Source organism: Dactylosporangium thailandense (genome assembly GCF_059739745.1).
In genome coordinates, this window is the sequence record NZ_AP029195.1 from 3,483,183 (window position 1) to 3,508,879 (window position 25,697).

Sequence of the window (25,697 nt, forward strand, 5' to 3'; positions counted from 1 at the left end):
GATGCGAGGGCTCGGCTGGGCGGCAATCGGCGCGTTCCTGCTGGTGATCGCCGAGATCACCGTGTTCGTGCTGGTCGCCCAGGCGATCGGCTGGGGCCTGGCCATCGTCATCGGCGTGGCCACCATGATCCTCGGGTGCATGCTGGTCAAGCGGGAGGGGGTCCGCGCCTGGCGGCGGTTCCGGGCCACCCTCGCCGACGGCCGCCCCGCCGGCGGTGAGGTCACCGACGGCCTCACCGGCCTCATCGGCGCGCTGCTGCTCATCGTCCCCGGGTTCATCACCGACGCCGCCGGGCTGCTGCTGCTCGTCCCGCCGGTCCGCGCGTTCACCGGCCGGCAGGTCCGCCGCGTCGCCGAACGCCGCATCTCACCCGCCGCGGCCGGGGACCTGTTCGGCCCGCGGGTCGTGCGCGCCGAACGCGGCCCCGTCACCACCCCCGCCCCCGGCGACACGCCCAGCATCTCCGGCGACGTCGTCGAGGGCGAGATCGTCGACCCGCCGGCCCGGTGAAGGCCTCCCCGGTCACCGTCGCCGCCCTCGCCGCCGACCTCGCCGAACGGGCCCGCACCACCGCCGGGACGCACCCGGCCCGGGTCGCCGTCGACGGGGCACCCACCGCCGGCACCGCCGATCTCGCCGAGGCCGTTGCGGGTGTACTGCACGATGCCGGCGTCTTCGCCCTGCACGTGCCCGCCGGAGGGTTCCTGCGCGCGGCGTCGCTGCGCCTCGAACGGGGCCGGACGAACCCCGACGCCTACTACGAGGACTGGCTCGACCTGCGCGCCCTCACCCGCGAGGTGCTGACCCCCGCGGGGCCGGGCGGCACCGGCAGGGTCCTGCCGTCGCTGTGGGACCCGGTGCTGGACCGGGCCACCCGCGCCGCCTACGCCGACGTCCCGCCGCACGGGGTCGTGATCGTGTCCGGGGTGTTCCTGCTCGGCGCCGGCCTCGACTTCGACGTCGCCGTCCACCTCATGCAGAGCGACGCCGCCCTCACCCGCCGGCTGCCGGCCGGCCTGGCGTGGACCGTGCCAGCCTACGGGCGCTACCGGGACGAGGTCATGCCCGAATACCAGGCCGACGTCGTCGTACGCGCCGACGACCCCGCCCACCCCGCGCTCGTGACCGCCATCTGACCTTGCGGGTCCAGCGCTGCGGGCAGAGCTGGCAGCGGCGCGATCGGCGGCTCTCGTGACCGCCATCTGACCTGCGGGTTCGGCTCTGCGCGGACGGGGCTGGCAGCGGCGTGATCAGCGGCTACCGTCGGATGCGTGAAGACGTTCTGGCTGGACCGCGACCATGATCGGTACGAGGAACTCGTCGCCTCCGCCCCGAACGCCTTCGCCTACAGCCTCGGCGACATCGCCCCGGTCACGTTCGCGTGCACCGCCTGGACGTTCGCCACCCCGCCGATCCTCGACCCCGGCTACGTGCGCTGGCACCGGCGCGTGCTGTCCGCCACCTGCGCCCGCAACCCGTTCGACGGCGGGCTCACCGCCCGGGTCGAGCTCGTCTCGCCCCTGCCCGCCGAGCTCACCACCACCCGCGCCTGGTGGCGCGACCGGGGCTGGCGCGGCTGGCCCGAGCTGTTCGGGCAGTTCGTCCAGCCCACCGACCGGGACCTGAGCCGCTACCCGCACCTGCGTACCACGCTGCTCATCGAGGCGCCGCTGCCGCTCGAGGGGCTGCCGGAGACCCCGGACGCGGACGCCGCGCCGCAGGATGTGGTCGCCGCGGCGGCACGGGCCGTGACCGTGCTCGTCCGGGACCTGTCCGACCTCGTCGGGCCGGTCCTGCAGCAGCTCGACACGGACCGCGCCGTCACCTGAGCGGCGTGCCCCCGCCGGCTACTTTCTCCGGTTCGGACCGCCACCTTGCCGGGCGGTGACCGTGCTCGTCCGTCACCTGACTGGCGTGCCGGCGCGGGGCTTTTCGTAGGGCGGAACCCCTCTTGCCCTTTCGCGGGTGAATTGGGAAGGTTCATTCCCGTGGAAGTACGCCCACTGACACCCGGCGAATGGCAACTCAAACGGGATCTGCGGCTCAGCGCCCTCAAGGACAGCCCGCACGCCTTCGCCAGCACCTGGGCCCGCGAGGCCAAACGCGGCGAGGCCGACTGGCGCACGTGGCCCGCGGGCGGCGCCTTCTTCACCGCCTTCGGCCCCCTCCCACCTTCGCGGCCCCGCGTCTCGCCGCCGCCTGCCGCCGCACCGGACGCGCGCGGAGCACGGCGGCGGGCCGGCGGTGTGCTGCCGGCCTCGGGAATGCCGGCCGGGATCGCCGCCGAGGGGATGCCGCCCGGGATCGCCGCCGACCGGCATGACCCGTCCGCGTGTGTGGTGCCGCTCGGGATCGCGGGTGCGTGGGTGGCCGCCGCCGACCCGGCCACGACGCATCTGATCAGCATGTGGGTCGTGCCCGCCGCCCGCGGCCGCGGCATCGCCGCCCACCTCGCCGACGCCGTGACCAGATGGGCCCACGACCACGGCCACGACACCGTCGAACTCGAGCTCGCCTGCGGCAACACCGCCGCCATGAACGCCTACCTGCGCTGCGGTTTCACCCCGGCGGACCGCGAGCCCTTCACCGCCGGCGGGACCGTCCTGACCCGCCCGGCCCACGCCGTAATCGATTGACTACACGGCGTGCACTCTCTGGCCGAACGGGTGATGCGTTTCGCGAGATTTGTGGCTTTCCGCTACATAGTGTGATCGCGTCATCACGACACGAGGGGGAGTCACGATGCGAAACGCACAGCGAATCCTGGCCCTGGGCGCCATGACCCTGACCGCCGGCGCGGTCCTCGGCATGACCGCCACGGCCGCCAGCGCGTCCACCGAGGCGGGCAGCCAGACGACCGCCGCGAAGCCGGGCCCGCACGACCACGACGGCGACCGCAACGGCAACTGGAACGGCCGCCGCGACCAGGTCCGGACCTGGATCGCCGGCCGCTACAACACCAAGAAGACCTGCCAGTTCTTCGCGTGGGTCGGCGAGCAGCGCGGCCGGTTCGACGACGGCACCTGCGTACCCGCATTCAACGGCCGCCGCGGCTCGTGGCTGCTCATCGCCAAGGACTACGGCCACCGCGGCCACCGGTAGGACGAGTTCGGCAGCCGTACGGGCGGTCCCCCAGCGTGGGAGGCCGCCCGTACCGCTGCGCTCGGTCTCCGGCCATCGACGTTGGATCTGTGGCAACGCGTCCGGCTCGAGGCACCTGACCGGCACCCGCTCGTGGACGGTGAGCTAGCTCGTCCGGCTCTGCTCACGGCTCGAAGGCGAGCTGGGCGTCACCCACCGCAGCCTTTTCTCACGGCTCGAGGGTCTGCGGGGCGCCACCCACCGCACCGGCCTGCGAGCGGCGCCGCCAGGCCAGCAACACCACACCCAGCGCAGCCGCCACCAGCTGCGTCCCACCGAGTCCCACCACCAACACCCACAGCGGCCACCCACTGAGCCCCGCGAACACCGCCGCCCCGATCGCGGCCGCCGTCAGCTTCACCCCGGACCCGAGCGTGAACACCTGCGTCCGAACCCGAGCCGGCGCCTCATTCGACCGCACCTGCAACACCGACGTGAACAGCGGCCCATCGAACAGCCCCACCACCGCGAACAGCGCCACAACCCCGGCCCAGCCCGGCACCAGCGGCACCGCCGCGAGCCCAACCCCGGTCACCACCAGGCACACGAACACCACCCGATGCGGCGCCACCCCGAGCGGCCACCGAGCCATCAGCAACGACCCCGCCAGCGCCCCGACCCCGATCGCCGTCACCAGCAGCCCACCACCGGCCGGATGCCCATGCTCGACCCCGAGCAACACCGCAATCGAGGCCATCATCCCGTGCCCGAACGTCGCGACACACGTCGCGGCGGTAACAGCGAGCAACGGCGGCGAGACGACAATGGCCCGGAACCCGGCCCGAAGATCCTCGACAAACGACCCCCGCGCCTCCACGTCACCGCCGGCAGCCCGCACCTCGCCCCCGCCGGCTGCTCCAGCCGCCGGCACGCCCTCGGCAGCTGCCACCTCGACCCCGCCGCCCACTCCGGCGGTCCGCGCGTCAACGCCCCTGACCGGGGCAACTGACGCGTCAACCCTGCTGCCACCTGCGGCAGCCGCCAGCCCGATCCCGCCGCCTCCGTCGGCGGCCGGCACCTTGCCCCCGCCACCTCCTCCGGCAGCCGGCTGCTCGCCCCCGCCACCTCGTTTGGCGGCCGGCACCTCGACCCAGCCGCCCGCTCCAGCAGCCGGCGCCTCGCCCCCGCCACCTCGTCCGGCGGCCGGCACCTCGACCCAGCCGCCCGCTCCAGCAGCCGGCACGTCAACCCCGCCGTGTGCGCCCTGCCGCGCTCGATCCTCGCCGTCTCCTGCCCCCGCGCCTCCCACCGCCATGTCTCCCACGACCCCGGCGGGTGCAACTGCCATGGACGCCATGGATGCGGCCCCAGCCCCAGAAGGGTCCACCAACGCCACCGCGGTCACCGCCGGCTCAACGCTGCGTCCCGGTTCCGCACCCCCGGCCGCCACCGGCAGCGCCCGCACCGTCAGCAACAACACCGCCGCACACAGGCACCCCGCCGTGATCACCACCGCCGCGACCGGCACCCCCACCGACACCGCGAGCGCCGCCCCCGCCGCCGGCCCGAAGATGTCCGCCACGTTGTACGTGGCCGCGTCCAGACCGCGAACCCGCGCCCGGTTCTCCGGCGCGACCACATCATCGAGCCGACTCGAGAGCCCACCGAACACCATCGAGCCGCAACACCCGGCAACAAACGCCAGCACCAGCACGACCAGCTGCGGTACGTGACCAATCAGCGACAGAATGCCGCCGACGGCCGCGCCGAACCCGGCAACGAACCCCGCATGCACCAGACCCGGATGCCGCGCACGGTCGGTGACCAGACCGACAAGCGGCCCGGCGAGCAGATGCGGCACCAGCAACACCGCGAGAATCAGCGACCCCTGCGCCGGACCACCGAACCGGCTGACCGACGCCAGCACGATCACCACCCCGGCACCGGCATCAGCTGTACGCGCCAGGGCCGCGGCGATCAGCAACCGAGCCGCACTCACCAGCCATCACCCAATCGGGTGCCTGCAATGCTGCGGAATGTAAGCATCACAGGCAGGATTTGGTCATGCATATTGCAGTGACCAACCGTGACGGCGACATCGCCCTGGTGAGCATCCACGGTGCCATCGACATCAACACCGCCCCCGCCCTGCGCGACGCGATGCACCAGCTCCTCGAAGCCGGCCACACACGCATCGTGGTCGACCTCGCCGGCGTCGACTTCTGCGACTCCATCGGCCTCGGCACCTTCGCGTACACCCGCAATCACTGCGCCGCCTCCGGAGGCTTCCTGCGCCTCGCCGCCCCCTCGCCGTTCCTGGCCCGTTTATTACGCACGGTCGGTCTGACCGGCCCGATCCCCGTGCACGCCACAGTCACCGAGGCACTCCAGCCCGCCCCCGCCGCGTAACCAACGGCGGGACCGACGGACGCGCCACGCAACCGCACAGCACTGCCGGCCATGCCAAGGTCAGGCTCAGACGCCCGGCAGGCCTCACCGCGCAGCGCCCTTCACGTCGAACTTCCTCTCCCGGGCCGCGCCGCTCGGCCGACAACACGCATCGGCCGCGCCGTGTTCCGGCGAACGGGCTGCGCCAGGTCGCCGGTACCCGGCGCCGCGTGCCCCGTTCCTGCCCTAGCCGTCCACAATCGGCGGACGAAGTGCCGGTCGGCCTGATCGACGCCGACGTGACCGGCGCTGGGGATACGGGCAAGCAGTATCGGCCCGCCACCGGCGATCACCGGCTGCACCGATCGCCGGGGCGCCATCGGCGCGGACCGTCGACCCTGACTCCTGCGACCCTGACTCCCGCAGGACTCGGCCACCGCGGTCATTCGCCGCTTGGCCAGTGCGCCGGCCGGCGAAGCCGCGCAGGCACCTTCGTCGAGGCGTCCCCGACAGCCGCGTCCAGCTGCGACTGAATCAGGAACAAGGTGCCACTCAGATCGGCCCCGGCCAGGTTCGCCCCCCGGAGGTCCGCCCCGATCACATCGGCGTTGCCCAGGTCCGCGCCCCGCAGATCGGCGCCGATGAGCAGCGCCCCGCGCAGATCGGCGTCGCGCAGATCAGTACCGCGCAGCTTCGCCCCGATCAACTGCCGCCCGAGCACCGGCGCCGCCGCCCGACGCCCCGCCGAACCGGACCGTCGCCCCCGGCCCCGATCACGCTCCCGGCCATCACGCCCCCGGCCATCGCGACCACCCATCGCCGCCCCGGCCGCGCCGACCACAGACCCGTCCACACGGACCGCCGGCCCGGTCGCGCCAGCAGCAGGCCCGGTCGCACCAGCAGCAGGTCCGGCCGCGCCAATGCCACCGAGCGCGCCAGCCTCACCGACCGCCGACCCGTCCGGATCACGCTCACGGCTGCCACCGCCCTGCACCGGACGGTCGCCGGGCTCCCCGGCGATACCCGCTCCCTGGTCGCGGCGGCTACCGGCATTCCGAGCGGCACCCCGGCTTTCCCGTGCAAGCCGGCTCGCCTCACGCAGTAGCGGCGCGATCCGCTCCCGGTGACGTTCCGCGATCTCAGGCGTCAGCGCCTCGGCGGCATCACGCAGTGACCGGGTAGACGACAGCGCGTCATCCAACTCCGCGGCCAGCGGCGCGGCCCGGGGGAGCGAGCGTGCCTCCGTGAGGTACCACAGCAGCTCATGCAGAATCCGAACCGCGGCGAACACCTCGAACATCCGCGGCGCCGACGCCGGATCGGCCCGCCAGTCACGGCCCGCCGCGACGACCTGCGCGACGTGCTGCCCGGCACCGAAACAGTCATAGACCGTGCAGCCGGTGAATCCGCGATCCCGCAGCCGCGTGTGAATCCCGCACCGGAAGTCCTCGCCCAGGTTCGGGCACGCGTGCCCGGCCGGCTTGTCGATCGCGAAGTCGGACGATCGGGAGAACGCCGGGGCGACGCAGCACAGGCCGAAGCACTTGGAGCAGTCGGCTCGTAGCTCTGGGTTCATGGTCCCTTCCTGTCCGGGCCCGACGCTACCGCGCACACGGACCGCCGCAACATCATTACGGCCGCCCGGACCTCATAGCCGCCCGGGTTCACGGGAACTGAGCCCGCTGACAGAACCACGGCCCGCGGGGCAGCTCAGCCGCCAGCCGATCCAGGCGCCGCGGCCGAACGGCGAAAAGCCCCGGCCGACCCGGCCGGGGCTTTCGACAACGATCGAAGCTGTTTACGCGGAACGACCGCGGCGCAGGCGAACCTCTTCGAGACGCTCGTTGAGGATGTCCTCGAGCTCGGCGATCGAGCGCCGCTCGAGCAGCATGTCCCAGTGCGTACGCGGCGGCTTGGCCTTCTTCTGCTCGGGCTCGCTGCCGTCGACCAGCCGCGCCACGCTCCCGTCGAACTTGCACTCCCAGGTCATCGGGACCTCGGCGTCGACGGCGAACGGAACCTCGAACTGGTGCCCCTTCGCGCAAAGGTATTCACGGGTCTGACGCGGAGCCAGCTCGGTGTTGCGGTCGGACTCGTAGCTGACGGCTCCGAGACGGCTGCCGCGCAGCATGCGCTCGCCCATGGTTGGTCTTCCCCTTCGAATCGTGTTGCGCTTCGCTGTAACCAACGACGCCACGTGGTCTGACGATTCCCACCGCGGGCGGGCAGATTACACGACCGACCTGGCGCTGCGGTAGGTTCGTCGCCGGGTCGGTACCCTGATTTTACGTTGGGTTTCAATGATCGACCACATCGGCCGTTTTGTTGGCGCGGCTCACCGTTAGTAGTTTCGGCAGGTCACCCGGGTGGTTGACGCTTCTCACCCGCCGGCGGGTGGCGTGCTCCCGGACACCGTCAGCCGGGTGAGGGCCGCCGTGAGCTGTGTCACCTGGTCGCGGAGGTCATCCGCCCAGGCGTGTGCCCGGTCCGCTTCCGCCCGCAAGCGGACCAGTTCCTCACGTGCGGAGATCAACGCCGCCTCCGCGCCGGCCGCCCGGGCGCCCTCCGCGTCCAGGCGCCGCTGCAGACGGCCCTCCGTGTCCGCGCCCTCACGCAGCGCACGCTCGACTGCCGTGTGTGCCACGTCACGCTCACGCAACGCGTTGCCGGCCAGGTCGCGGGCCGCGTCCCGCTCCCGGTAAGCCTCCGCCCGCAGGGCCGCTTCCGTCGCCGCTTCCCGACGGGCCGCATCCCGCTCCGCACCGAGCGTGTCGGCCGCCTCCCGGTACTGCGCGATCGACCGCTCCGCCGCCTCCCGCGCAGCGGCGACCAGCTCCGCCGCCGACTCCTGCGCCTCCGTGACCCTTCGATCACCATCCGTACGCGCCTCAGTGATCGACCGCTCCGCGGCCGCGCGCACGTCGGCGACGGTCCGCTCCATCACCGCCCGCGCCTCGGTCACCGTGGCCTCCGCGGCCGCGTGCGCCTCAGCCATCGCCTGCTCGGCCGCCGCCTTCATCTCCGCGGCCCGGGCCTCCGCGGCCGCGTGCGCCTCGGCGACCCGCCGCCCCGCCTCCTCCTGCGCCGCGGCGACCTTCGCGTCCGCCGCGGCCGAAACCCGGCGTCCGTGCTCCTCGGCCTCCTCGGCGACCCGCCGGGCCCGAGCTTCCGAGGCATCAAGCCGCTGTTGTACCTCCGCGACGCGTGCCATCCCCTCACCGCGCGCGAACTCGGTCTCGTCCTCCGCGGCCTGCCGCTGCGCCTGGGCCTCGAGCAGCTCGCCGTGCTTGGCCATCGCGAGCTCATGCGACGAGTCGGCCTCGGCCCGGTGCCGTGCCGCCTCATGCCGCGCCTCCTGCAGCGCCGCCCGCGCCCGCCGCGTCTCCTCCCGGGCGTCGTCGCGCTCGGCGTGCGCCGCGACCAGGCCGGCCGCCGCCTCCGCCCGAGCCTCGGCAACCTGCCGCTCAATCCCGGACGTCGACACCTCCGCGTGCAGCGCCTCGACGAGATCGTTGAGCGCCTGATCGAGCCGCTCCGCGATCTCGAACGCCCGCGCGACCTGCCCCGTCAGCCCCGGCGACGTCCGCTGCCGCATCCGCGCATTGCGTGCGTTGCGCTGGCATTCGCCGTCGTTGTCGCGGCAGTACCGGAACGGCCGCCCGGCCGCGGAACGCTGGGGGACCGGCCGCCCGCAATACGCGCACGGCCGATCGTCGCCGCCGTGGTCCTCGACAACCCACTCGCGGCCGGCGTCACCATTGGCGTCGACGCGCACGTCGATCCGAGACTCAGTCACGGGCACAGCGTAGGCGACGGTTTCGCCGCACCTCAGCCAGACACGCTGAATTATCGAATTGCTATTACCGGTAATTCAATAATTCCCGCCCGGCGGCCCGGTGACGGCCCGAGAACCCCCGGCGAGGCATACACCATAATGACGGTTATGTGCGACGTGAGATTGCCAGTGTGGTGTACGACCACTGAGGGACCTCGTCCCAGGCGAAGACCTGCAGGCCACGACCGCGATCCTCGAACACAGCCGGTCGGGACAGGCACCCTAGCCAGGTCCTGCGCCGCCGCCGTCTCGACGGACTGGCCGGGACTTCGACGACGGTGGACTGGAGCCAGCGGCCCCGGTGAGCACGGCGCACACTCGCGAGCAATCCGGGTAGCTGCGCCGCGAGTTCCGCTCGGAGGCCCAGCGACGAGAACGACAACACCGAGGGGCGGCTGCGGCGTCAACAGACCGGCGGCGCCGTGTCCGCCGTCGAGCCCACCGCCTGACCGATCCCAGCGCCGTCCTGCGCAGACGCGTCCGGAGTGACCAGGTGCGGATCATCGGGTCCGCGTACGAATATGGTCTGGTCCAATCGACCTTCTGGCGGGTGGCTGTGACGAAAGAGTGCCGGACCTGCGGCGAGACCAAACCCGTGACCGGGTTCTACAAGAACCCGTCCACGGTCCGCGCCGGCGGCTACCGGCCCGACTGCAGGACGTGCACGCTGAGCGCGCGACGGCGCAGATACGCGGAGACCGGCGGCGCCGAAGCCCACCGCCAGGTCCTGCGCACCGAACACGGCATCCGGCCCGAGGACTACGCCGCCAAGCTCGCCGAGCAGGACGGTCTGTGCGCCCTCTGCGAGACGGTCGAGGTCGCGACGTACAAGGGCCGGCCGCGACGCCTGGCCGTCGACCGGGATCACGCGACCGGCGTCGTGCGGGGACTCCTCTGCCAGCGGTGCAACCTTCTCGTCGGCGCGATCGAACAGAACCCCGCCCTCGTCGACCGCGCATTGGTGTATCTACGCAGCAACCGGTCGTGACGTCCGCCCACGTTCCTGATCCCAGTGCCGCTCACGGTCGCGGCCCTGGCCGCGGGCGTCGCCGACATCTGCTCGCCGTCGGGCTGCACTGCTTCAACCCGGTCGCGATGATGCCGTTGCTGTGTCGACTGCGCACGGCACCACGCCCCCACAGCACCCGGCACCGCCCGTCCGCCCGCGCGAGTCCGAGCGCAACCCCCGCGCTCCTCAACTGCGCGACACATGTGCGCCGAAACCACGTGGCTGCGCCGAAGCCGCTCGAGAAGGCCCGGCCACGACAACGCCTCGCCATCGAGTTCGGGCAGCGGGCCGGATGCAAGCCATCCACGCCGCGCAGTCGACCGTCGCCGCGCGTCAGCAGGTCGGGGTGAAGTGCTCGAGCAGGTTCTTGTCGTACACAAAGATCACGTACAGGTCGAAGTCCTTCCGCTCGACCGGCGGCCCGTACTGGGTCTCGACGTCGTCGGGCGTGCCGTAGAACGGGCGCTGCTTCTCCAGCAACACGAACCGGGCGTCGTGTTTGGCCGGGTCGAACATGTCCGTGTGCGTCTGCCAGCACATGCCGAGCAGCTCACCGTCGCCACTCAGCGTCGGCACCACCGTCACCTGACGGCCGGTGCCGACGGTGATGTTGTTCGACACCCAGTAGGAGCCGAGGCCGTATCGCAGGCCGCGGCTCCGCAGCCAGTCCGCCGCCTCCTGACCCTCGACCGGCTCCGCGCGTGGCGGAGCGTATGCGGCGAGCGCGACGAGCAGCACCGCCAGGATCGCGGCGGACAGTGACTGGGCCGCGACGCGGAGCCGGGCGCGCAGGGGCGCCGGGGACGGGGCACGCAGCCAGCGGGTCGTCACGCGCGCGGCGAGCACCGCCGCCATCGACAGGACCGGCACGACCTCGCGGGTGGCCATCAGGTCACTCGGGAGGGTCGAGACGATCTCGGCGGCGACATCGCAGACGATCGCGGCGGCGAGGATCGCGTCGACACGGTCGGCGGTGCCGCGCAGCGCCGCGACCGCGGTGACCAGCACGGCGATGATCGCCAGGAGCAGGCCCGGGAGCCGTACCAGCTGCAGCGTCGTCTCCACCCAGGGCGACTGGATGCCGGGGCGGACGGTGCCGAACAGGATGCCGATCATCCGGGTGACGGTGTGGGCGCGGTCCGGCCACGCCTCCAGCGGGGAGAACTCGATCGGCGGCTTCGGGGCGCGGAAGCCGCCGAGGCGCTCGATCAGCCACAGGATGCCGTGGGACAGGATGACCGACGCGACGCCGGCCGCGGCCAGGCGGGCGTCGAGCCCGCGCACCGAGCGGGCGAACACGGCACGGTAGGCGCAGACGACGATCAGCGGAGCCGCTCCGACGAACGTGATCAGGGGATCACCCATCGCACCCCAGGCGAGGACGATCGCGACGGCGAACGGCAGCCACGGACGGTCACGGGCCCGGTCGATCAGGAGCCACGTGATGAGGAGCGGGACGGCGGAGCCGGTGTGGTTCGGCGACGACAGCAGGGTCTGGTAGCTGTAGCCGGGGGACGGGAGCAGGACGATCACGACGGCGATCGCGGCGGCCAGCCAACCACCGCCGGCCAGGGCGCCCTTGAGCCGGCCGAGCGGTGGCACGGGACCGCCGGCTGCGGCGGCCCGGCCGGGAGTGTCCGATGAGGACGCGGTGGCGATGGTCGGCGTGGGCGCCGGACCGGGGGAGTCCTGGGCACTCGATGGCGTGGCCGCCCCATCCTGGTGGGCGGCCCCCGGCGACGCGGGAGTCACCGGGCGTGCGTGTGGTCGTGCGGCTGGAGGCTGGGCGGAGACGGATGCGCTGGGCTTGGCGGCGACTACGGAGTGTGCGAGCCAGGCGGCGAAGCAGACGACCAGGGTCCAGGACAGGGCGGCGGCGATGTGGATCTGGTCCGTGGTCACGCCGGTGGCGAGCTGGATCAGGCCGTACTGGATGAGCTCCGTGGGATAGAAGGACACATCGGACAGGGTCCAGCCGCGCAGCAGCAGGTTGCCGTGGAACAGGTCCCAGGCCTGGAGGGCGTTGCTCGCACCGTCGCTGTTGACCGTGACGGCGCGCGACATCCGCAGGTACGCGAGAAACAGCGCGAATGCGGGGACGGTCAGGAGCAGGGGCCACCAGCGGCGCAGCGTCACGCGACGCCCCAGTCGGCGAGCACCTCGGCGGTGTGCTGGCCCGGCAGCGGAGGAGCGGACGGTGGCGCGCTGGTCGCGGGCGGCGGCGTGGTCGTCGCGGGCGTGCCGGGCCAGGGTGTGAAACGGGGGGCCGGCGCCGGCTGGGTGGTGCCGGCCACCGTGACGAACGTGCCGCGTGCGGCCAGGTGCGGGTCCTGCGGGGCTTCGGTCAGTGACAGGACCGGGGCCACGCACGCGTCGGTGCCGTCGAAGATGGCCGCCCACTCATCTCGGGTCTTCTCGGCGAACGCGTTCGTCAGGCGGGTGCGCAGCTCCGGCCAGCGGGCCACGTCGAACTGGTCCGGGGCGTCGGTCAGGTTCAGGCGCGTGACCAGGTCGGCGAAGAACTGGGGTTCCAGGGCACCCACGGCGACGTACCGATCGTCAGCGGTCCTGTACACATCGTAGAACGGGGCGCCGGTGTCGAGCAGGTTCACGCCGCGGTGATCGCGCCACAGGCCGGCCGACAACAGGCTGTGCAGGATCAGGCTCAGGTGCGCGGCGCCGTCGACGATCGCCGCGTCGACGACCTGGCCACGGCCCGTCGCCTCGGCCGATCGCAGGGCGGCGAGGATGCCGACGACGAAGTACAGGGCGCCGCCGCCGTAGTCGCCCAGCAGGTTGACGGGCACCTGCGGCGGGCCGTCGGCGCGGCCGATGGCGTGCAGGGCGCCGGTCCGCGCCAGGTACGTGATGTCGTGGCCGGCCGACGTGGCGAGCGGGCCGTCCTGGCCCCAGCCGGTCATCCGGCCGTACACGAGCGAAGGCCTGCGGGCGAGCGCTTGTTCGGGGCCGACTCCGAGCCGTTCGGCGACCCCGGGCCGGAAACCCTCGATGAGCACGTGGGCACGTTCGGTGAGGGACAGGACGAGTTCGACGCCCTCGGGGGTTTTCAGGTCCGCGGCTACCGACCGTTTCCCGCGGTTGACGAGATCACCGGCGGGCGGCGGGGCGATCGGCGAGGCGGGGCCGGGGCGGTCGACGCGTACGACGTCGGCGCCGAGGTCGGCCAGCAGCATCGCGGCGAACGGGCCAGGGCCGATTCCAGCCAGTTCCACGACGCGCACACCGCGCAGCGGTCCTTCGCTCATGCGAGGAAGGTACCGGTCGATCACCCGGCGAGTGCGAACGGCACGGATGGGTCGCCCACCGGCCCGTCGGCGGACGGCGGGCGCCCTGCCCGGCGAATGCGTCAGCAGGGCACCCGGCACACGAAGACGCCCCCGCCGAGGTGCCGGCGCTGATACCGCAGGTACGTGTCCCGGACGGCGCGGAGGTACCCGCGCATCGCGGGCGAGCCGGGATGCGACGCGTTGCCACGCAGCCAGTCCGAGACCGTCCATCAGTGCGCGGTCCCAGCTGTCACCGTCGGCAAGCACCATCTCAGCGGTTCCGCACGGTACGGCCGATGTCTATGGAGTTTGGCCCCTGACCACGGACCAGGCGAGTTCGGTGAGTGTCGCGCGGGGCGGCCGGGGTCAGGTGCCCCGTCAGCGCGAGGACCTGACGGCCGATCTCAGCCTCGCCCTCGGCGGCGACGCGTCGGCCCTCGTCGGTGAGGGAGACGAGGACGGCCCGGCGGCGACGGTGCGCGCCGGACGAGTCTGGACCGCCACCGCCGAACCTGGCCGGCGGGTCGTGCCCTGAAACGCCCTCTCGCGCGGGTTCGCCGCTGAGATCAAGGCCGGCCTCGCCGGATCCCCGCAGCCCGTGTGGTCTCGGCGGGAGCTGGAACGTGCTCGGCCTCCCGCCGCGCAAGATGCGTCTCGGCCGCCTGGTGCAGGTCGATGTCGTGGACCAGCGCCTTCGCGGTGTCGTCGTCGAGCTCCCCGCGCATCACGGCGTTCACCACCACGGTCCGCTGCGCGTCGAAGTCCTCGGTGCTGGGCGCCTGACCCGGCGTGACCGTCGTCCAGATGAGCGCCTCACCCCGCTCCAGCAACGCCTTGGCGCGGTCGCGTTCACCGTGGGTGTCGATCTTCAGGCGGCGGACCAGTGCCCGGATCGTGGTGCCCTGGATGAGCAGCGTGCCGAGGGTGACGAACAGGGCGATCGCCTGGATCGCGTCGCGGCCCGGGAACTCCTCGCCGTTGTGCAGCATGGGCGGGACCGCCGCGGCCGCCGCGAGGGTCAGGATGCCCCGCATGCCTGTCCAGCCGACGATCCACGACTCGCGGGGCGTCGGCGCGCCGAGCGGCCCCTGCCATTCGCCCGCTGACTGCTGCCGGCGGCGGCGACCCTGCGTCCGTGCCTGGGCACGGCGCGTGACCCTGTCGCGGAACCGCGGATCGGTGTCCATCCGGCGCACGAACGCACGGCGGCGCAGGTCCCACCACCAGAACAGCACCCACACCGCGGCGAGCCGGAACACGATCACCGTCACCAGCAGCACCGCGCTGGCGACCAGGGTGATCGTCAGGCCCGGCTTGGCCGAGGCGTGCGCAAGATCGGAGATGACGAACCGCAGCTGCAGGCCGATGTAGGCGAACACGAACGTCTCGAGCAGGAAGTCCAGCACCGGCCAGACCGCATCCTCCTGCAGGCGGGTGCGGTGCGCGCCGGGGTACTGGTGCTGCGGATCCAGGGTCGTGTTCGCGCTGAAGAGAAACGCGCAGCACACGACGGCGAGGATGCCCGAGGCGTGGATCTGCTCGGCGGTCAGGAACGCGGCGAACGGCAGCAGCAGCGCCAGCGACGTCTCCAGCACCGTGTTGTGCAGCCGCGGCCGCAGCCACAGGGCGATCGCCGCGAACACCCCGCCGATGATCAGGCCGGTCACCGCCGTGTACGCGAACAGCCCGAACGCGTTGTCGAACAGCGTCTCCTCGGCACCGGCCGCGGCCGCCGCCAGCCCGAACAGCGTCAACGCCGTAGCGTCGTTGACCAGTGACTCGCCGGTGAGAATCGCCGACACCCGCCGCGGCAGTCCCAGCTCGTCACCGTGTGAGACGGTCGTGATCGTGTCCGGCGGGGCGAGCACCGCCCCGAGCAGGAGCGCCGCCGGCAGCCCGAGGACCGGCATCAGCCAGTTCCCGACCAGTCCGACGACCCCGGCGGTCAGCACGACCAGCGTCACGCCCAGGGTCAGGATCGGCCGCAGGTTCTGCGTGAACCCGGAGAACGACGCGTTCCGGGTCGCGGAGTAGAGCAGCGGCGGCACGACGACCGCGAGGATGAGCTCGCTGTCCAGTTCCAGCCGCGGTACCCCGGGCAGAAACGACGCCGCCGCGGCCAGAATGACCACGACCAGCCCCGGCTGGACGCCCTTGCGGTGCGCGAACGCGGATACCGCGATGCCGCCGAGGATGATGAGCAGCAACTGGACACCGTTCACGAGTGATCACCCTAATAGGGTGGGTCAGCCCGCGCGCATGAACTCGTGCGCGCCACGTAACCGGGTGTGCAGCACCTTGGCGGCCATCCCGGTGTCGAGCCGGATGTCACCGGGCCGTCCCGAATTGCTCGCGGAACGCAGTTTGTCCGGGTCGAGCCCGTCGCGCTCGGCGACGAGGACGCCCAGGTCGTACCGGCTGACCGCATCGGCCCCGGCGACGTTGATGACGCCGTGGAAGTCGCCGGCGCCGATCTCCAGCAGCGCGTCGGCGAGGTCGTCGACGTGCACCGGCTTGCGGATCTCGTCGGTGAACAGCGCGCCGTCGACCCGCCCCGCGAGCAGGTCGTACGTGAGGTGCTCGTGGCCGCCGTTGCCGTCGCCGAGGATCAGCGACGTGCGCACGACGGCGGCGCCGGGCGCGATCGCCCGCACCGCCGTCTCGGCCGCCGCCTTCGCCGCGCCGTACGGGTAGATCGGGTCCGGCAGGTCCGCCTCCGTGTACTCGCGCCCGGCGCGGCCGGAGAAGATCGCGTCGCTGGACACGTGCACCAGCCGGACACGATCGCCGCAGGCCAGGGCCACGTTCGCGGCGCCGTCGGCGTTCGTCACCCAGTCGTTGCGGTCGCGGCCGGCCGCCGCGTGGACCACCAGGTCCGGCTCGACGGCGTCGACGACGTCGCGGACCGCATCCCGGTCGCGGATGTCGAGCCGGATCGGGCTGACCGCGGGGCCGGCGCCGCCGCGCATCGCGTCGATCCAGGGCCGCACGTGGGTGCCGAGCACGGTGTGGCCGGCGGCGACGGCGAGGGCCGCCACCCGCCGCCCCAGGGAGCCCGTCGCTCCGGTGATCAGGATTCGCGCCATGGGCATAAGTAGTACCGGAGAGGTACGCGGGGATCGCTCCGTGGCGTGACGTGACCGGACGTGTCGCGCTCCTACCGTCCCCGCCATGACAACCGCACGTGACCGCGCCGTCGACGCTCTGCGCGCCGTCGCCATCCTCGGCGTGGTGCTCGGACACTGGCTGGTCACCGCCCTCGTGGTCGACGACGGCACGGTCCGGGTCGCCAGCCCGCTGCGCGCCGTCCCCGCCCTCGCCCCGGCGTCGTGGCTGTTCCAGACCCTGGCGCTGTTCTTCTTCGTCGGCGGGCTCGTCGCCACCCGGCGCCCCGGCGGAGCGCGCCCCGCGCACCGGGCCTGGCTGTCCACGCGCCTGCGGCGGCTGTTCCGGCCCGTCCTCGTGCTCATCGCCGCGTGGAGCGTCATCGTGATCGCGGCGACACTGTGGGTGTACGTCGAGCCGGGTGGACTCGCCGCCGCGCTGCGCTCACACACGGTGCTGAAGCTGGTCGCGTCGCCGCTGTGGTTCCTGCTCGTGTTCGCGGCGCTCACCATGGCCAAGCCGATCATCGGGCGGCTGCACCCGGCGTGGCCGCTCGCCGTGGTGGTCCTCGTGGATCTCGGGCGGTTCGGGCTCGGCGCGCCGGCCTGGACCGGCTGGATCAACCTCGCCGCCGGGTGGCTGGTGCCGTTCTGCCTCGGCGCGGCCTGGTCCCGCGGCGCGTTCCGGTCCCGATCGAGCGCGTGGGCGATGCTGGCCGGCGGTCTTGTGGCGACGGTCGTGCTGGTGCGCTGGTTCGGCTACCCGGTGTCGATGGTCGGCGTACCGGGGCAGGGGATCTCCAACCTGAACCCGCCGACGCTCGCGGCCGTCACGTTCGGTATCGCCCAGTGCGGCCTGGCGCTCCTGCTGATACCGGTGCTGCGCCGCGTCATGCTGCGCGAGCGGCCGTGGCGGGCGGTGACCGCGGTGAACCGCTCCGCGATGACGATCTTCCTGTGGCACCAGACGTCGCTGCTGGCCGTGTCGCTGCTCGTGCCGGGGCCGCTCGCCGGGCTGCACACCGCGCCGACGGGGCCGTCGTGGCTGGCGGACCGCTTGGTGTGGCTGCCGGTGTTCGCGCTCGTGCTGCTGGCCTGCCGGGCACTCTTCCACCGGTACGAGCAGCAGCCCCCAGCACCGAAGGTGACGTCATCACAACCCTCGGCGCCGGCGCTGACCCGGTGACGACCCGGGCTCAGCGGGCGCGGACCGTGTTCGTCCAGGCGTGCAGGGCGAACCAGGCCGGCAGCGCGCGGCGCAGGTGCTCCGGGCCGAGCACGCGCAGGCCACCGTCGCGCTGGGCATGCTGCCAGGACACGTCGCCGCGCCAGACCTCGGTCAGGCGGCGCAGGGAGCCGTGCACCGTCACCGAGACCTCGTAACCGGGGTCGGCGTCGCACACGTCGGCCTCGCGGGCGGCGATCACCAACCACCAGGACCGCATCGCGCCCGGCACGTCCGTGAACTCGAAGCGCACCACCGACCGGCCATCCGGGACGGCGTCGTGGTCGACCTGACGGTGCATGTCCCACAGCAGCAGCTTCGGGTCCAGGTCCGCGTCGCCGAGCTCGCCGATCCAGCGCACACCCCACACCGCGATCGCCTGCACGATCGGGGCCAGCTCGAGGCCGGCGGCGGTCAGCACGTACCGCCCGTCGTCGTTGCGGATCAGCCCCGCCCCGGTCAGGGTGTGCAGGCGCTTCGACAGCAGCGCCGGGGACATCCGCGGCAGGCCGCGGCGCAGGTCGTTGAAGCGCTCACTGCCCGCCATCAGCTCCCGCAGGACCAGCATCGTCCAGCGCTCGTCGAGCAGCTCCATCGCCTTCGCGACGGGGCAGAACTGGTAGTAGCCCGCACCCATGACCCGCAGCGTAAAACCGCGGTCACCGTCCGGTCCGGGATCTGTCTCGAAGGTGTCGCAGCGGGTGGTGATACAGATCTAGTACTAGTTCGCTCACTCGGCGTCGACCTAGCGTGCGCTCATGACCACGCCATTGAAGGACAAACACCGTGCGATCTGGGCCTCCGGCGACTACGCGGCCGTGGCCGCCGACATCATTCCGAGCCTCGGGCCGATCCTGGTCGAGGCCTGCGGCATCGGGCCGGGGCAGCGGGTTCTCGACGTCGCCGCCGGCACCGGGAACGCCGCCATCCCCGCCGCGCTCGCCGGCGCCGACGTCACCGCCAGTGACCTCACGCCACGACTGCTCGAGATCGGGCAACGGCTCGCCGGCGAGCAGGGCGCCAAACTGACCTGGACCGAGGCCGACGCCGAGGCGTTGCCGTTCGGTGACGCCGAGTACGACTGCGTAATCTCGTGCGTCGGGGTCATGTTCGCGCCGTTCCACCAGGCGGCCGCCGACGAACTCATCCGGGTCTGCCGGCCGGGCGGGACGATCGGGCTGATCAGCTGGACGCCGGCAGGTTTCGTCGGGCAGCTGTTCGGGGCGATGAAGCCGTTCGCGGCCGCACCGCCACCCGGTGCGCAGCCGGCGCCACTGTGGGGTGATGAGGCCCATGTCCGGGCGCTGCTCGGCGATCGGGTCGAATCCGTGCTGGCGCAGACACGCACGGTGCGCGTCGAGCGCTTCGCGGAGGCGGCCGGATTCCGCGAGTACTTCAAGCGCAACTACGGGCCGACGCTCGCCGTCTATCGGCTCCACGCCGAGGACCCGGCCCGCACCGCCGAGATCGACGCGGCGCTCGACGAGCTCGCGGCCCGGTTCCGGGCGCCCGACGGGTCGATGGAGTGGGAGTACCTGTTGCTGACGGCCCGCCGGATTTGACGCGGCCGGGTCGGCGAAAGGGGCATCAGGCAGATGGCTCGGGTCCGCGTCAGTTACAGACCGTTGCTCATTGGTAGAACTGGTGCTGCCCGGCTCTTGGTGGGGTTGGGTGGCACCTGGGCCGCTAGGTCACTGCCAACCGTTGCCGCCCCCGGTGTGAGGGCTTGCGGGAGTTTCTGCGGGGTTTGGCGGTCCGGGGCATCCCGACTGGCAACAGGGCTACTGCGCCGTGGAGAGCGCCCGTCAATGAGCGTCCGGCAGTGATGTCCCGAACCACCAGGTGCGCCTTCCACTGATCTGTGCAGCGGTTGGAGCGGTGTTGAGTGTGACAGGTGAGCGGTTCGCGGGTATCGACTGGGCTGAGGACTCCCACGCGATATGCGTGATCGACGGGGCTGGGGAGCCGGTCGAGCGGCTGGTCGTGGGCCATTCGAAGGCCGGGATCGGGAAAGCGGTGGCGGTCCTGGTCCGTCACGGGGTGGCCGGGGTCGGGATCGAACGGCCGGACGGGCCGCTGGTTGCGGGGTTGCTCGCGGCGGGCCTGGAGGTGTTCGTGGTGCCGCCGTCGCAGGTCAAGAGCTTGCGGGGCCGGTATGGGTCGGCGGGACACAAGGATGACCGGTTCGATGCCTATGTGCTGGCTGACACGGTGCGCACGGACCGGCGCCGGCTGACGCCGTTGCGGCCCGACACGGCCGCGACGACCAGCCTCCGCACGCTGGTGCGGGCCCGGGCGGACCTGGTCGGGCATCGGGTCGGCATGGTCAACCAGCTGCGGGCGCATCTGCTGAGCGTGCTGCCCGGGGCGGTCGGGTTGTTCTGTGAGCTGACCTCGCCGATCAGCCGGGCGTTCCTGACCGCGTTCGGCACCCAGGACGCGGTCGACGCGCTCACCCTGGACACGCTGACCGCCTGGCTGGCCGGGCAACGCTACCGCCGCATCAAACCCGGCGTTCTCCTCGCCCGGCTGCACGACGCCCCGGCCGGGGTGACCGGCCCCGCCGGGCAGGCCCTGGCCGGGGTCACCACCGCCTACCTCACCGCCGTGACCGCCCTGATCGACCAGATCACCGCACTCGAGGACCAGATCGCCGACGCCCTGGCCGCGCACCCGGACGGGCCGATCTTCACCTCACTGCCCCGGGCGGGGACGGTCCGCGCGGCACGGCTGCTCGCCGAGATCGGCGACGCCCGCGGGCGTTACCCAAACCCGGCAGCACTGGCCGGCCTGGCCGGCGTCACCCCATCAACCCGCCAATCCGGCAAGGTCACCATCATCGCGTTCCGGTGGGCTGTGAACAAACAACTCCGCGGCGCGGTCTGCGACTTCGCCGCCGACTCCCGCCACACCAACCCCTGGGCCGCCCACCTCTACCAGCAGGCACGAGCCCGCGGCCACCGCCACCCACACGCCGTCAGAATCCTCGCCCGCGCCTGGCTCGGCATCATCTGGAAATGCTGGACCACCAACACCCCCTACAACCCCGACCAGCACAACGCCCTGCAAAAAGTCCTCACCCAAACCCCTTGACCCCACAGGGCACTCCCGCCAGACAAATGGGCGGTCCCGGGGGCCTTCGGCCGGAGGGGACCGCCCAGCCAGGTCCGTGGTGTCAAGGGCAAGCGTCACCGCGTACCCGGGGGCCGAAGACCGTGAGCGATCACATTGGCGCAGGCTGTGGTGGCTTGCGGGCGCCGGACGCGTGACGTGGGCCGCGGCGTGGTGGCGTGGCGCGGACGCGTGACGTGCTCGCGTGACGCGGCGTGGTGGCGCGGCGCGGACGCGTGACGTGCTCGCGTGACGCGGCCTGGTGGCGCGGCGCGGACGCGTGACGCGGCGTGGTCGTGCGGCGTGGTGGCGCGGCGCGGTCGTGCGGCGCGGACGTCCTCCGGCCCTCGCCGGCGACTGGACGCCGGCCGCACGCCGCCCGCATGAGCACCGCGACCTCATGTGCGAATCGTGATGATCAAGTCGCGTATGGTTGGTGGCGCCAGTGCCGGGATGCCCTGGTGCCTGCTGGGCACCGTTAGTTACTCTTCGGTAGGTGAGCACTGAGGCTTTCGTTTTCGATGCCATCCGCACGCCTCGCGGTCGGGGGAAGAAGAACGGCTCGCTGCATGGCGTCAAACCCATCTCGCTGGTCGTCGGGCTGATCGACGAGCTGCGCCGGCGCAATCCCGGGCTCGATCCCGAGCGGATCGACGACGTCGTGCTGGGGGTCGTGTCACCCATCGGCGACCAGGGTTCCGACATCGCCCGCATCGCCGCGATCGCCGCCGGGCTCGGGGAGACCGCGGCGGGCGTGCAGCTGAACCGGTTCTGCGCCTCCGGGCTCGAGGCGGTGAACATCGCGGCCCAGAAGGTGCGCGCGGGCTGGGAGGACGTCGTCCTCGCCGGCGGCGTCGAGTCCATGTCCCGCGTGGCGATGGGCTCCGACGGCGGCGCCTGGGCGATGGACCCGGAGACCAATCTGGCCACCGGGTTCGTGCCGCAGGGCATCGGCGCCGACCTCATCGCGACCATGGACGGCTACAGCCGCGAGGACGTCGACGCCTACGCTCTGGAGTCGCAGACTCGCGCTGCGAAGGCCTGGGCGGGCGGGTACTTCACGCGCTCAGTGGTGCCGGTGCGTGACCGCAACGGACTCGTCGTGCTCGACCGCGACGAGCACATCCGCGAGTCGTCGATGGACGGGCTCGGCGCGCTGCCCGCGTCGTTCGCCGCCATCGGCGAGCTGGGCGGGTTCGACGCCGTGGCACTGCAGAAGTACCACTGGGTCGAGCGCATCGACCACGTGCACACCGCCGGCAACTCGTCCGGGATCGTTGACGGAGCGTCATTGGTGCTGGTCGGCAGCGAGGCAGCCGGCCGCGAGCACGGGCTCACCCCGCGGGCGCGGATCGTCTCCGCGGCCGTCAGCGGAGCCGATCCGCTCATCATGCTCACCGGCCCCGCCCCGGCCAGCCGCAAGGCCCTCGCGAAGGCCGGGCTGACCGTCGACGACATCGCCCTGGTCGAGATGAACGAGGCGTTCGCCGCCGTCGTGCTGCACTTCGCCAAGGACATGGGCTTCGCGCTGGACCAGGTCAACGTCAACGGCGGCGCGATCGCGATGGGCCACCCACTGGGTGCGACGGGCGGCATGCTGCTCGGCACGCTCGTCGACGAGCTCGAGCGCCGCGGCGAGCGTTACGGGCTGGCCACGATGTGTGTCGGTGGCGGCATGGGTATCGCGACGATCGTCGAGCGACTGTGAACCGGGGGAGCGACGTGGAGATCATCCGTTACGAGCGCGGCGAGGACGGCATCGTCCTGCTCACCATGGACGACCCGGCCCGATCCGCGAACACCATGAACGCCGCGTTCACCGAGGCGTTCACCACCGTGGTCGACCGGCTGGCCTCCGAGCAGGCCGACATCACCGGCGTCATCCTGACCTCGGCGAAGAAGACCTGGTTCGCGGGCGGCGACCTCGAACTGCTCGCGAGCTTCGGCCCCGACCAGGCGGCCGAGATCATGGCGTCGACCACGCACCTGAAGCAGCTGCTGCGCCGGCTCGAGACGCTCGGCCGGCCCGTCGTCGCGGCCATCAACGGCTCCGCGCTCGGCGGCGGCCTGGAGCTGGCCCTCGCCTGCCACCACCGCATCGTCGCCGACGATCCCCGGGTCGAGATCGGGTTCCCGGAGGTGACGCTCGGCCTGCTGCCCGGCGCCGGTGGCGTGGTCCGCACGGTGCGGATGCTCGGGGTGACCGAGGCGCTCATGCAGGTACTGCTGAAGGGACAGCGGCACCGTCCGGCCAAGGCGCTCGAGGTCGGGCTCGTGCACGAGGTGGTGCCGGCCGGCTCCCTCGTCGACCGGGCGCGGGAGTGGATCGCCGCGAACCCGGGCGCCGTGCAGCCGTGGGACGTCGCTGGATACAGGATTCCCGGCGGTACACCCAGTAACCCCAAGTTCGCCGCGAACCTCCCGGCCTTCCCGGCCACGCTGCGTAAGGAACTCAAGGGCGCTCCGTATCCGGCCCCGCGCAACATCCTCTGCGCCGCCGTCGAGGGCGCCCAGGTCGACCTCGACACCGCGTTCGTCATCGAAGGCCGGTACTTCGTCGAGCTCGCCACCAGCCGGATCGCCAAGAACATGATCAAGGCGCTCTTCTTCGACCTGCAGGCCGCGAACTCGCGCGGTGCCGGGAACATCACGTTCCGCAAGGTCGCCGTGCTCGGGGCCGGCATGATGGGCGCCGCGATCGCCTACGTGTGCGCGAAGTCGGGCCTCGACGTGGTGCTCAAGGACGTCACGCTGGAGGCGGCGCAGAAGGGGAAGTCGTACGCCGAGAGCCGCCGCCACGACCAGGCGCTCCTGGACCGGATCACCCCGACCGCGGACGCCGCCGACCTCGCCGGCGCCGACCTGGTCATCGAGGCTGTGTTCGAGGATCCGGGCCTGAAGCACAAGGTGTTCGCGGAGATCGAGGACGTCGTCGCGCCCGACGCGCTGCTGTGCTCCAACACCTCGACGCTGCCGATCTCCCTGCTCGCCGAGGGCGTCCGCCGCCGCGCCGACTTCATCGGCCTGCACTTCTTCTCGCCGGTCGACAAGATGCCGCTTGTCGAGGTCATCCGCGGCGCCGAAACGTCCGACGAGGCTCTGGACAAGGCCCTGGCAGTCGTACGGCTCCTGAAGAAGACACCCATCGTGGTCAACGACAGCCGCGGCTTCTTCACCAGCCGGGTCATCGGCACGTTCACGATGGAGGGCCTGCGCATGCTCGCCGAGGGCGTGCCGGCTCCGTCGATCGAACAGGCCAGTCTGCAAGCCGGATATCCGGCACCGGTACTACAGCTGATGGACGAGCTCACCCTCACCCTGCCGCAGAAGATCCGCAACGCGACCGCCGCCGCGACCCGGGCCGCCGGCGGCACCTGGACCCCGAGCCCCGCCGACGAGCTCATCGACCGGATGGTGGACGAGTTCGGCCGGCCGGGCCGCTCGGGCGGGGCGGGCTTCTACGAGTACACGGACGGGAAACGCACCGGTCTGTGGCCCGGCCTGCGCGAGCACTTCGCGGCCGGCTCGGCGCCCGTTCCCTTCGCCGACATGCAGGAGCGGATGCTGTTCGCCGAGGCGCTCGAGACCGTCAAGTGCCTGGACGAGGGCGTGCTGACCTCGGTGGCCGACGCGAACGTGGGCTCGATCCTCGGCATCGGCTTCCCGGCGTGGACGGGCGGGGTGCTGCAGTACATCAACCAGTACGACGGCGGCCTGCCCGGCTTCATCGCCCGCGCCGAGGAGCTGGCCGAGCGGTACGGCGAGCGCTTCACCCCGCCGCCACTGCTGCGCACCAAGGCCGCGGACGGCTCCACCTTCGTGTGATCCGCGGGTCGGGGCGTCCGCACCGATGCCCCGGCCCCGGCTGGCCGACCTTGACGAAGGCGCGTGAGCCGCCGGCGCTCCCAGGTTTCCGGGCACGACACGCGTTACCGATTGCGGCCCCGTATTTTGGCGCGATGGGAATGTACGAGGAGTACAAGGAGATTCCCGCGGCCCTGCTCGCCCGGCTGCTCGAGCACCCCCGGGACAGCGCGTGGGTCGACGGCCTGCTGTTCGAGGCGAACCGCTGGAGCGCGGCCGCAAGCTGGTCGACCCTCGCCGACGAGGACCTTCGCGCCCGCTTCACCTGGCCCCACCTGGCCTTCTCGACCGAGCAGCGGCGCCGGCTCGGCTCCTACGACTGCGGCAAGTACCCGGACCCGGACTGGTTCGGCCATTTCCTCTTCGCGGCCGACACCGAGCAGCGCATCGATCTGACGGGCGTGCTCAGCGACGACTTCGACGAGCGGAACGCCGCGTGGAAGAAGCTCGTGACGGTGCCGGTCGAGGTCGCGCACCGCAGCGCATACCGCGAGGGCGACCAGGAGTACGGCTTCGGCACGGACGTGCCCTGCTACGGCATCAGCGGGTACCGCACGGCCGAGGACCTGGCCGCCGTCTGGGCCAAGATCGAGCGCGTCCTCGCCAACTACCCTGAGCTCGCCGGCCGCATCATCGAGCAGTTCGAGGCCGAGATCAGGTATTACCACGGCTGTGTCGCCCGGGGCAGCGTCGACCTGAGCGTGTGCTGGTAGGGACCGGCTTCGGGTTCGACCTGCCGGCCGCACTTCGACGGCGGTCACCGCGTTCCGGGCGGCCGCTGTCGGATACCTC

At 72.1% G+C, this 25,697-nt stretch carries 23 protein-coding genes; 14 read left to right on the forward strand and 9 right to left on the reverse strand.

Going from position 1 to position 25,697, the window contains the following annotated elements:
* The first annotated feature begins 1 nt into the window (after position 1).
* From AC6JBM_RS15685 to AC6JBM_RS15705, 5 genes are all read left to right on the forward strand, one after another.
* On the forward strand, positions 2-511 hold the full coding sequence (locus AC6JBM_RS15685; RefSeq protein WP_497984338.1) for an FxsA family protein: 510 nt from the start codon (positions 2-4) through the stop codon (positions 509-511).
* Entirely contained in the window at positions 508-1,137 is a 630-nt protein-coding gene (locus AC6JBM_RS15690) for a nucleoside/nucleotide kinase family protein (RefSeq protein WP_497984339.1), read from the forward strand. Before AC6JBM_RS15685 ends, AC6JBM_RS15690 begins: the two co-directional genes overlap by 4 nt.
* Before the next feature lie 135 nt (positions 1,138-1,272).
* A complete protein-coding gene (locus AC6JBM_RS15695; RefSeq protein WP_497984340.1) occupies positions 1,273-1,830 on the forward strand; it encodes a hypothetical protein in 558 nt (185 codons plus the stop codon).
* Between the two features lie 159 nt (positions 1,831-1,989).
* On the forward strand, positions 1,990-2,637 hold the full coding sequence (locus tag AC6JBM_RS15700; RefSeq protein WP_497984341.1) for a GNAT family N-acetyltransferase: 648 nt from the start codon (positions 1,990-1,992) through the stop codon (positions 2,635-2,637).
* 106 nt (positions 2,638-2,743) lie between these two features.
* Positions 2,744-3,103 carry a hypothetical protein gene (locus AC6JBM_RS15705; protein ID WP_497984342.1) on the forward strand — a complete coding sequence of 120 codons (360 nt, stop codon included), beginning with the start codon at positions 2,744-2,746 and terminating at the stop codon, positions 3,101-3,103.
* 208 nt (positions 3,104-3,311) lie between these two features.
* Here the strand turns inward: AC6JBM_RS15705 and AC6JBM_RS15710 are convergent, their stop codons facing one another.
* Positions 3,312-5,066 (reverse strand): MFS transporter, encoded by a 1,755-nt coding sequence (locus AC6JBM_RS15710; RefSeq protein ID WP_497984343.1) that lies wholly within the window; start codon positions 5,064-5,066, stop codon positions 3,312-3,314.
* Between the two features lie 80 nt (positions 5,067-5,146).
* Here AC6JBM_RS15710 and AC6JBM_RS15715 point away from each other — a divergent pair, with 80 nt between their 5' ends.
* Positions 5,147-5,491 carry an STAS domain-containing protein gene (locus AC6JBM_RS15715; RefSeq protein ID WP_497984344.1) on the forward strand — a complete coding sequence of 115 codons (345 nt, stop codon included), beginning with the start codon at positions 5,147-5,149 and terminating at the stop codon, positions 5,489-5,491.
* 421 nt (positions 5,492-5,912) lie between these two features.
* On the opposite strand, the gene AC6JBM_RS15720 is transcribed toward AC6JBM_RS15715, so the two are convergent.
* The 3 genes from AC6JBM_RS15720 to AC6JBM_RS15730 form a co-directional block, all read right to left on the reverse strand.
* Positions 5,913-7,046, reverse strand: coding sequence for a pentapeptide repeat-containing protein (locus tag AC6JBM_RS15720; RefSeq protein ID WP_497984345.1), 1,134 nt, complete (start codon positions 7,044-7,046; stop codon positions 5,913-5,915).
* Between the two features lie 222 nt (positions 7,047-7,268).
* A complete protein-coding gene (locus AC6JBM_RS15725) occupies positions 7,269-7,613 on the reverse strand; it encodes an RNA polymerase-binding protein RbpA (RefSeq protein WP_190257344.1) in 345 nt (114 codons plus the stop codon).
* Between the two features lie 237 nt (positions 7,614-7,850).
* Entirely contained in the window at positions 7,851-9,266 is a 1,416-nt protein-coding gene (locus AC6JBM_RS15730; RefSeq protein WP_497984346.1) for a coiled-coil domain-containing protein, read from the reverse strand.
* 589 nt (positions 9,267-9,855) lie between these two features.
* Here AC6JBM_RS15730 and AC6JBM_RS15735 point away from each other — a divergent pair.
* The gene (locus AC6JBM_RS15735) at positions 9,856-10,293 is read left to right on the forward strand and encodes an endonuclease domain-containing protein (protein ID WP_497984347.1); all 438 of its coding nucleotides are present in this window, start codon (positions 9,856-9,858) and stop codon (positions 10,291-10,293) included.
* Between the two features lie 354 nt (positions 10,294-10,647).
* Here the strand turns inward: AC6JBM_RS15735 and AC6JBM_RS15740 are convergent, their stop codons facing one another.
* On the reverse strand, positions 10,648-12,450 hold the full coding sequence (locus AC6JBM_RS15740) for a hypothetical protein (RefSeq protein ID WP_497984348.1): 1,803 nt from the start codon (positions 12,448-12,450) through the stop codon (positions 10,648-10,650).
* Positions 12,447-13,580 (reverse strand): CaiB/BaiF CoA transferase family protein, encoded by a 1,134-nt coding sequence (locus tag AC6JBM_RS15745; protein WP_497984349.1) that lies wholly within the window; start codon positions 13,578-13,580, stop codon positions 12,447-12,449. The genes AC6JBM_RS15740 and AC6JBM_RS15745 overlap by 4 nt, the downstream gene beginning before the upstream one ends.
* A 361-nt stretch (positions 13,581-13,941) precedes the next feature.
* Between AC6JBM_RS15745 and AC6JBM_RS15750 the strand changes: the two genes are divergently transcribed.
* Positions 13,942-14,136: a hypothetical protein gene (locus AC6JBM_RS15750; RefSeq protein WP_497984350.1), complete on the forward strand. Its 195-nt coding sequence runs from the start codon at positions 13,942-13,944 to the stop codon at positions 14,134-14,136.
* 31 nt (positions 14,137-14,167) lie between these two features.
* Here AC6JBM_RS15750 and AC6JBM_RS15755 read toward each other — a convergent pair whose 3' ends face one another.
* Both AC6JBM_RS15755 and AC6JBM_RS15760 read right to left on the reverse strand, forming a co-directional pair.
* Positions 14,168-15,823, reverse strand: a complete 1,656-nt coding sequence (locus AC6JBM_RS15755) for a cation:proton antiporter (RefSeq protein WP_497984351.1) — start codon at positions 15,821-15,823, stop codon at positions 14,168-14,170.
* A 24-nt stretch (positions 15,824-15,847) separates the two neighbouring features.
* Positions 15,848-16,687 (reverse strand): SDR family oxidoreductase, encoded by an 840-nt coding sequence (locus AC6JBM_RS15760; RefSeq protein ID WP_497984352.1) that lies wholly within the window; start codon positions 16,685-16,687, stop codon positions 15,848-15,850.
* Between the two features lie 85 nt (positions 16,688-16,772).
* Between AC6JBM_RS15760 and AC6JBM_RS15765 the strand changes: the two genes are divergently transcribed.
* The gene (locus tag AC6JBM_RS15765; protein ID WP_497984353.1) at positions 16,773-17,891 is read left to right on the forward strand and encodes an acyltransferase family protein; all 1,119 of its coding nucleotides are present in this window, start codon (positions 16,773-16,775) and stop codon (positions 17,889-17,891) included.
* 10 nt (positions 17,892-17,901) lie between these two features.
* Here AC6JBM_RS15765 and AC6JBM_RS15770 read toward each other — a convergent pair whose 3' ends face one another.
* Complete coding sequence (locus AC6JBM_RS15770) at positions 17,902-18,567, reverse strand: winged helix-turn-helix transcriptional regulator (RefSeq protein WP_497984354.1); 666 nt, start codon at positions 18,565-18,567, stop codon at positions 17,902-17,904.
* 121 nt (positions 18,568-18,688) lie between these two features.
* Here AC6JBM_RS15770 and AC6JBM_RS15775 point away from each other — a divergent pair, with 121 nt between their 5' ends.
* The 5 genes from AC6JBM_RS15775 (at position 18,689) to AC6JBM_RS15795 (ending at position 25,618) form a co-directional block, all read left to right on the forward strand.
* Positions 18,689-19,492: a class I SAM-dependent methyltransferase gene (locus AC6JBM_RS15775; protein ID WP_497984355.1), complete on the forward strand. Its 804-nt coding sequence runs from the start codon at positions 18,689-18,691 to the stop codon at positions 19,490-19,492.
* 325 nt (positions 19,493-19,817) lie between these two features.
* Positions 19,818-21,023, forward strand: coding sequence for an IS110 family RNA-guided transposase (locus AC6JBM_RS15780; RefSeq protein WP_497980272.1), 1,206 nt, complete (start codon positions 19,818-19,820; stop codon positions 21,021-21,023).
* A gap of 514 nt (positions 21,024-21,537) precedes the next feature.
* Positions 21,538-22,749 carry an acetyl-CoA C-acetyltransferase gene (locus AC6JBM_RS15785; RefSeq protein WP_497984356.1) on the forward strand — a complete coding sequence of 404 codons (1,212 nt, stop codon included), beginning with the start codon at positions 21,538-21,540 and terminating at the stop codon, positions 22,747-22,749.
* A gap of 20 nt (positions 22,750-22,769) precedes the next feature.
* On the forward strand, positions 22,770-24,866 hold the full coding sequence (locus AC6JBM_RS15790) for a 3-hydroxyacyl-CoA dehydrogenase NAD-binding domain-containing protein (RefSeq protein ID WP_497986465.1): 2,097 nt from the start codon (positions 22,770-22,772) through the stop codon (positions 24,864-24,866).
* 134 nt (positions 24,867-25,000) lie between these two features.
* Positions 25,001-25,618, forward strand: a complete 618-nt coding sequence (locus tag AC6JBM_RS15795; RefSeq protein WP_497984357.1) for a hypothetical protein — start codon at positions 25,001-25,003, stop codon at positions 25,616-25,618.
* The last annotated feature ends 79 nt before the right edge of the window (positions 25,619-25,697 follow it).

Coding starts and splice junctions, on each gene's coding strand:
- AC6JBM_RS15685 (WP_497984338.1), top strand. CDS start 2: ATGCGAGGGCTCGGCTGGGCGGCAATCGGCGCGTTCCTGCTGGTGATC.
- AC6JBM_RS15705 (WP_497984342.1), top strand. CDS start 2,744: ATGCGAAACGCACAGCGAATCCTGGCCCTGGGCGCCATGACCCTGACC.
- AC6JBM_RS15715 (WP_497984344.1), top strand. CDS start 5,147: ATGCATATTGCAGTGACCAACCGTGACGGCGACATCGCCCTGGTGAGC.
- AC6JBM_RS15720 (WP_497984345.1), bottom strand. CDS start 7,046: ATGAACCCAGAGCTACGAGCCGACTGCTCCAAGTGCTTCGGCCTGTGC.
- AC6JBM_RS15725 (WP_190257344.1), bottom strand. CDS start 7,613: ATGGGCGAGCGCATGCTGCGCGGCAGCCGTCTCGGAGCCGTCAGCTAC.
- AC6JBM_RS15745 (WP_497984349.1), bottom strand. CDS start 13,580: ATGAGCGAAGGACCGCTGCGCGGTGTGCGCGTCGTGGAACTGGCTGGA.
- AC6JBM_RS15760 (WP_497984352.1), bottom strand. CDS start 16,687: ATGGCGCGAATCCTGATCACCGGAGCGACGGGCTCCCTGGGGCGGCGG.
- AC6JBM_RS15765 (WP_497984353.1), top strand. CDS start 16,773: ATGACAACCGCACGTGACCGCGCCGTCGACGCTCTGCGCGCCGTCGCC.
- AC6JBM_RS15770 (WP_497984354.1), bottom strand. CDS start 18,567: ATGGGTGCGGGCTACTACCAGTTCTGCCCCGTCGCGAAGGCGATGGAG.
- AC6JBM_RS15775 (WP_497984355.1), top strand. CDS start 18,689: ATGACCACGCCATTGAAGGACAAACACCGTGCGATCTGGGCCTCCGGC.
- AC6JBM_RS15795 (WP_497984357.1), top strand. CDS start 25,001: ATGGGAATGTACGAGGAGTACAAGGAGATTCCCGCGGCCCTGCTCGCC.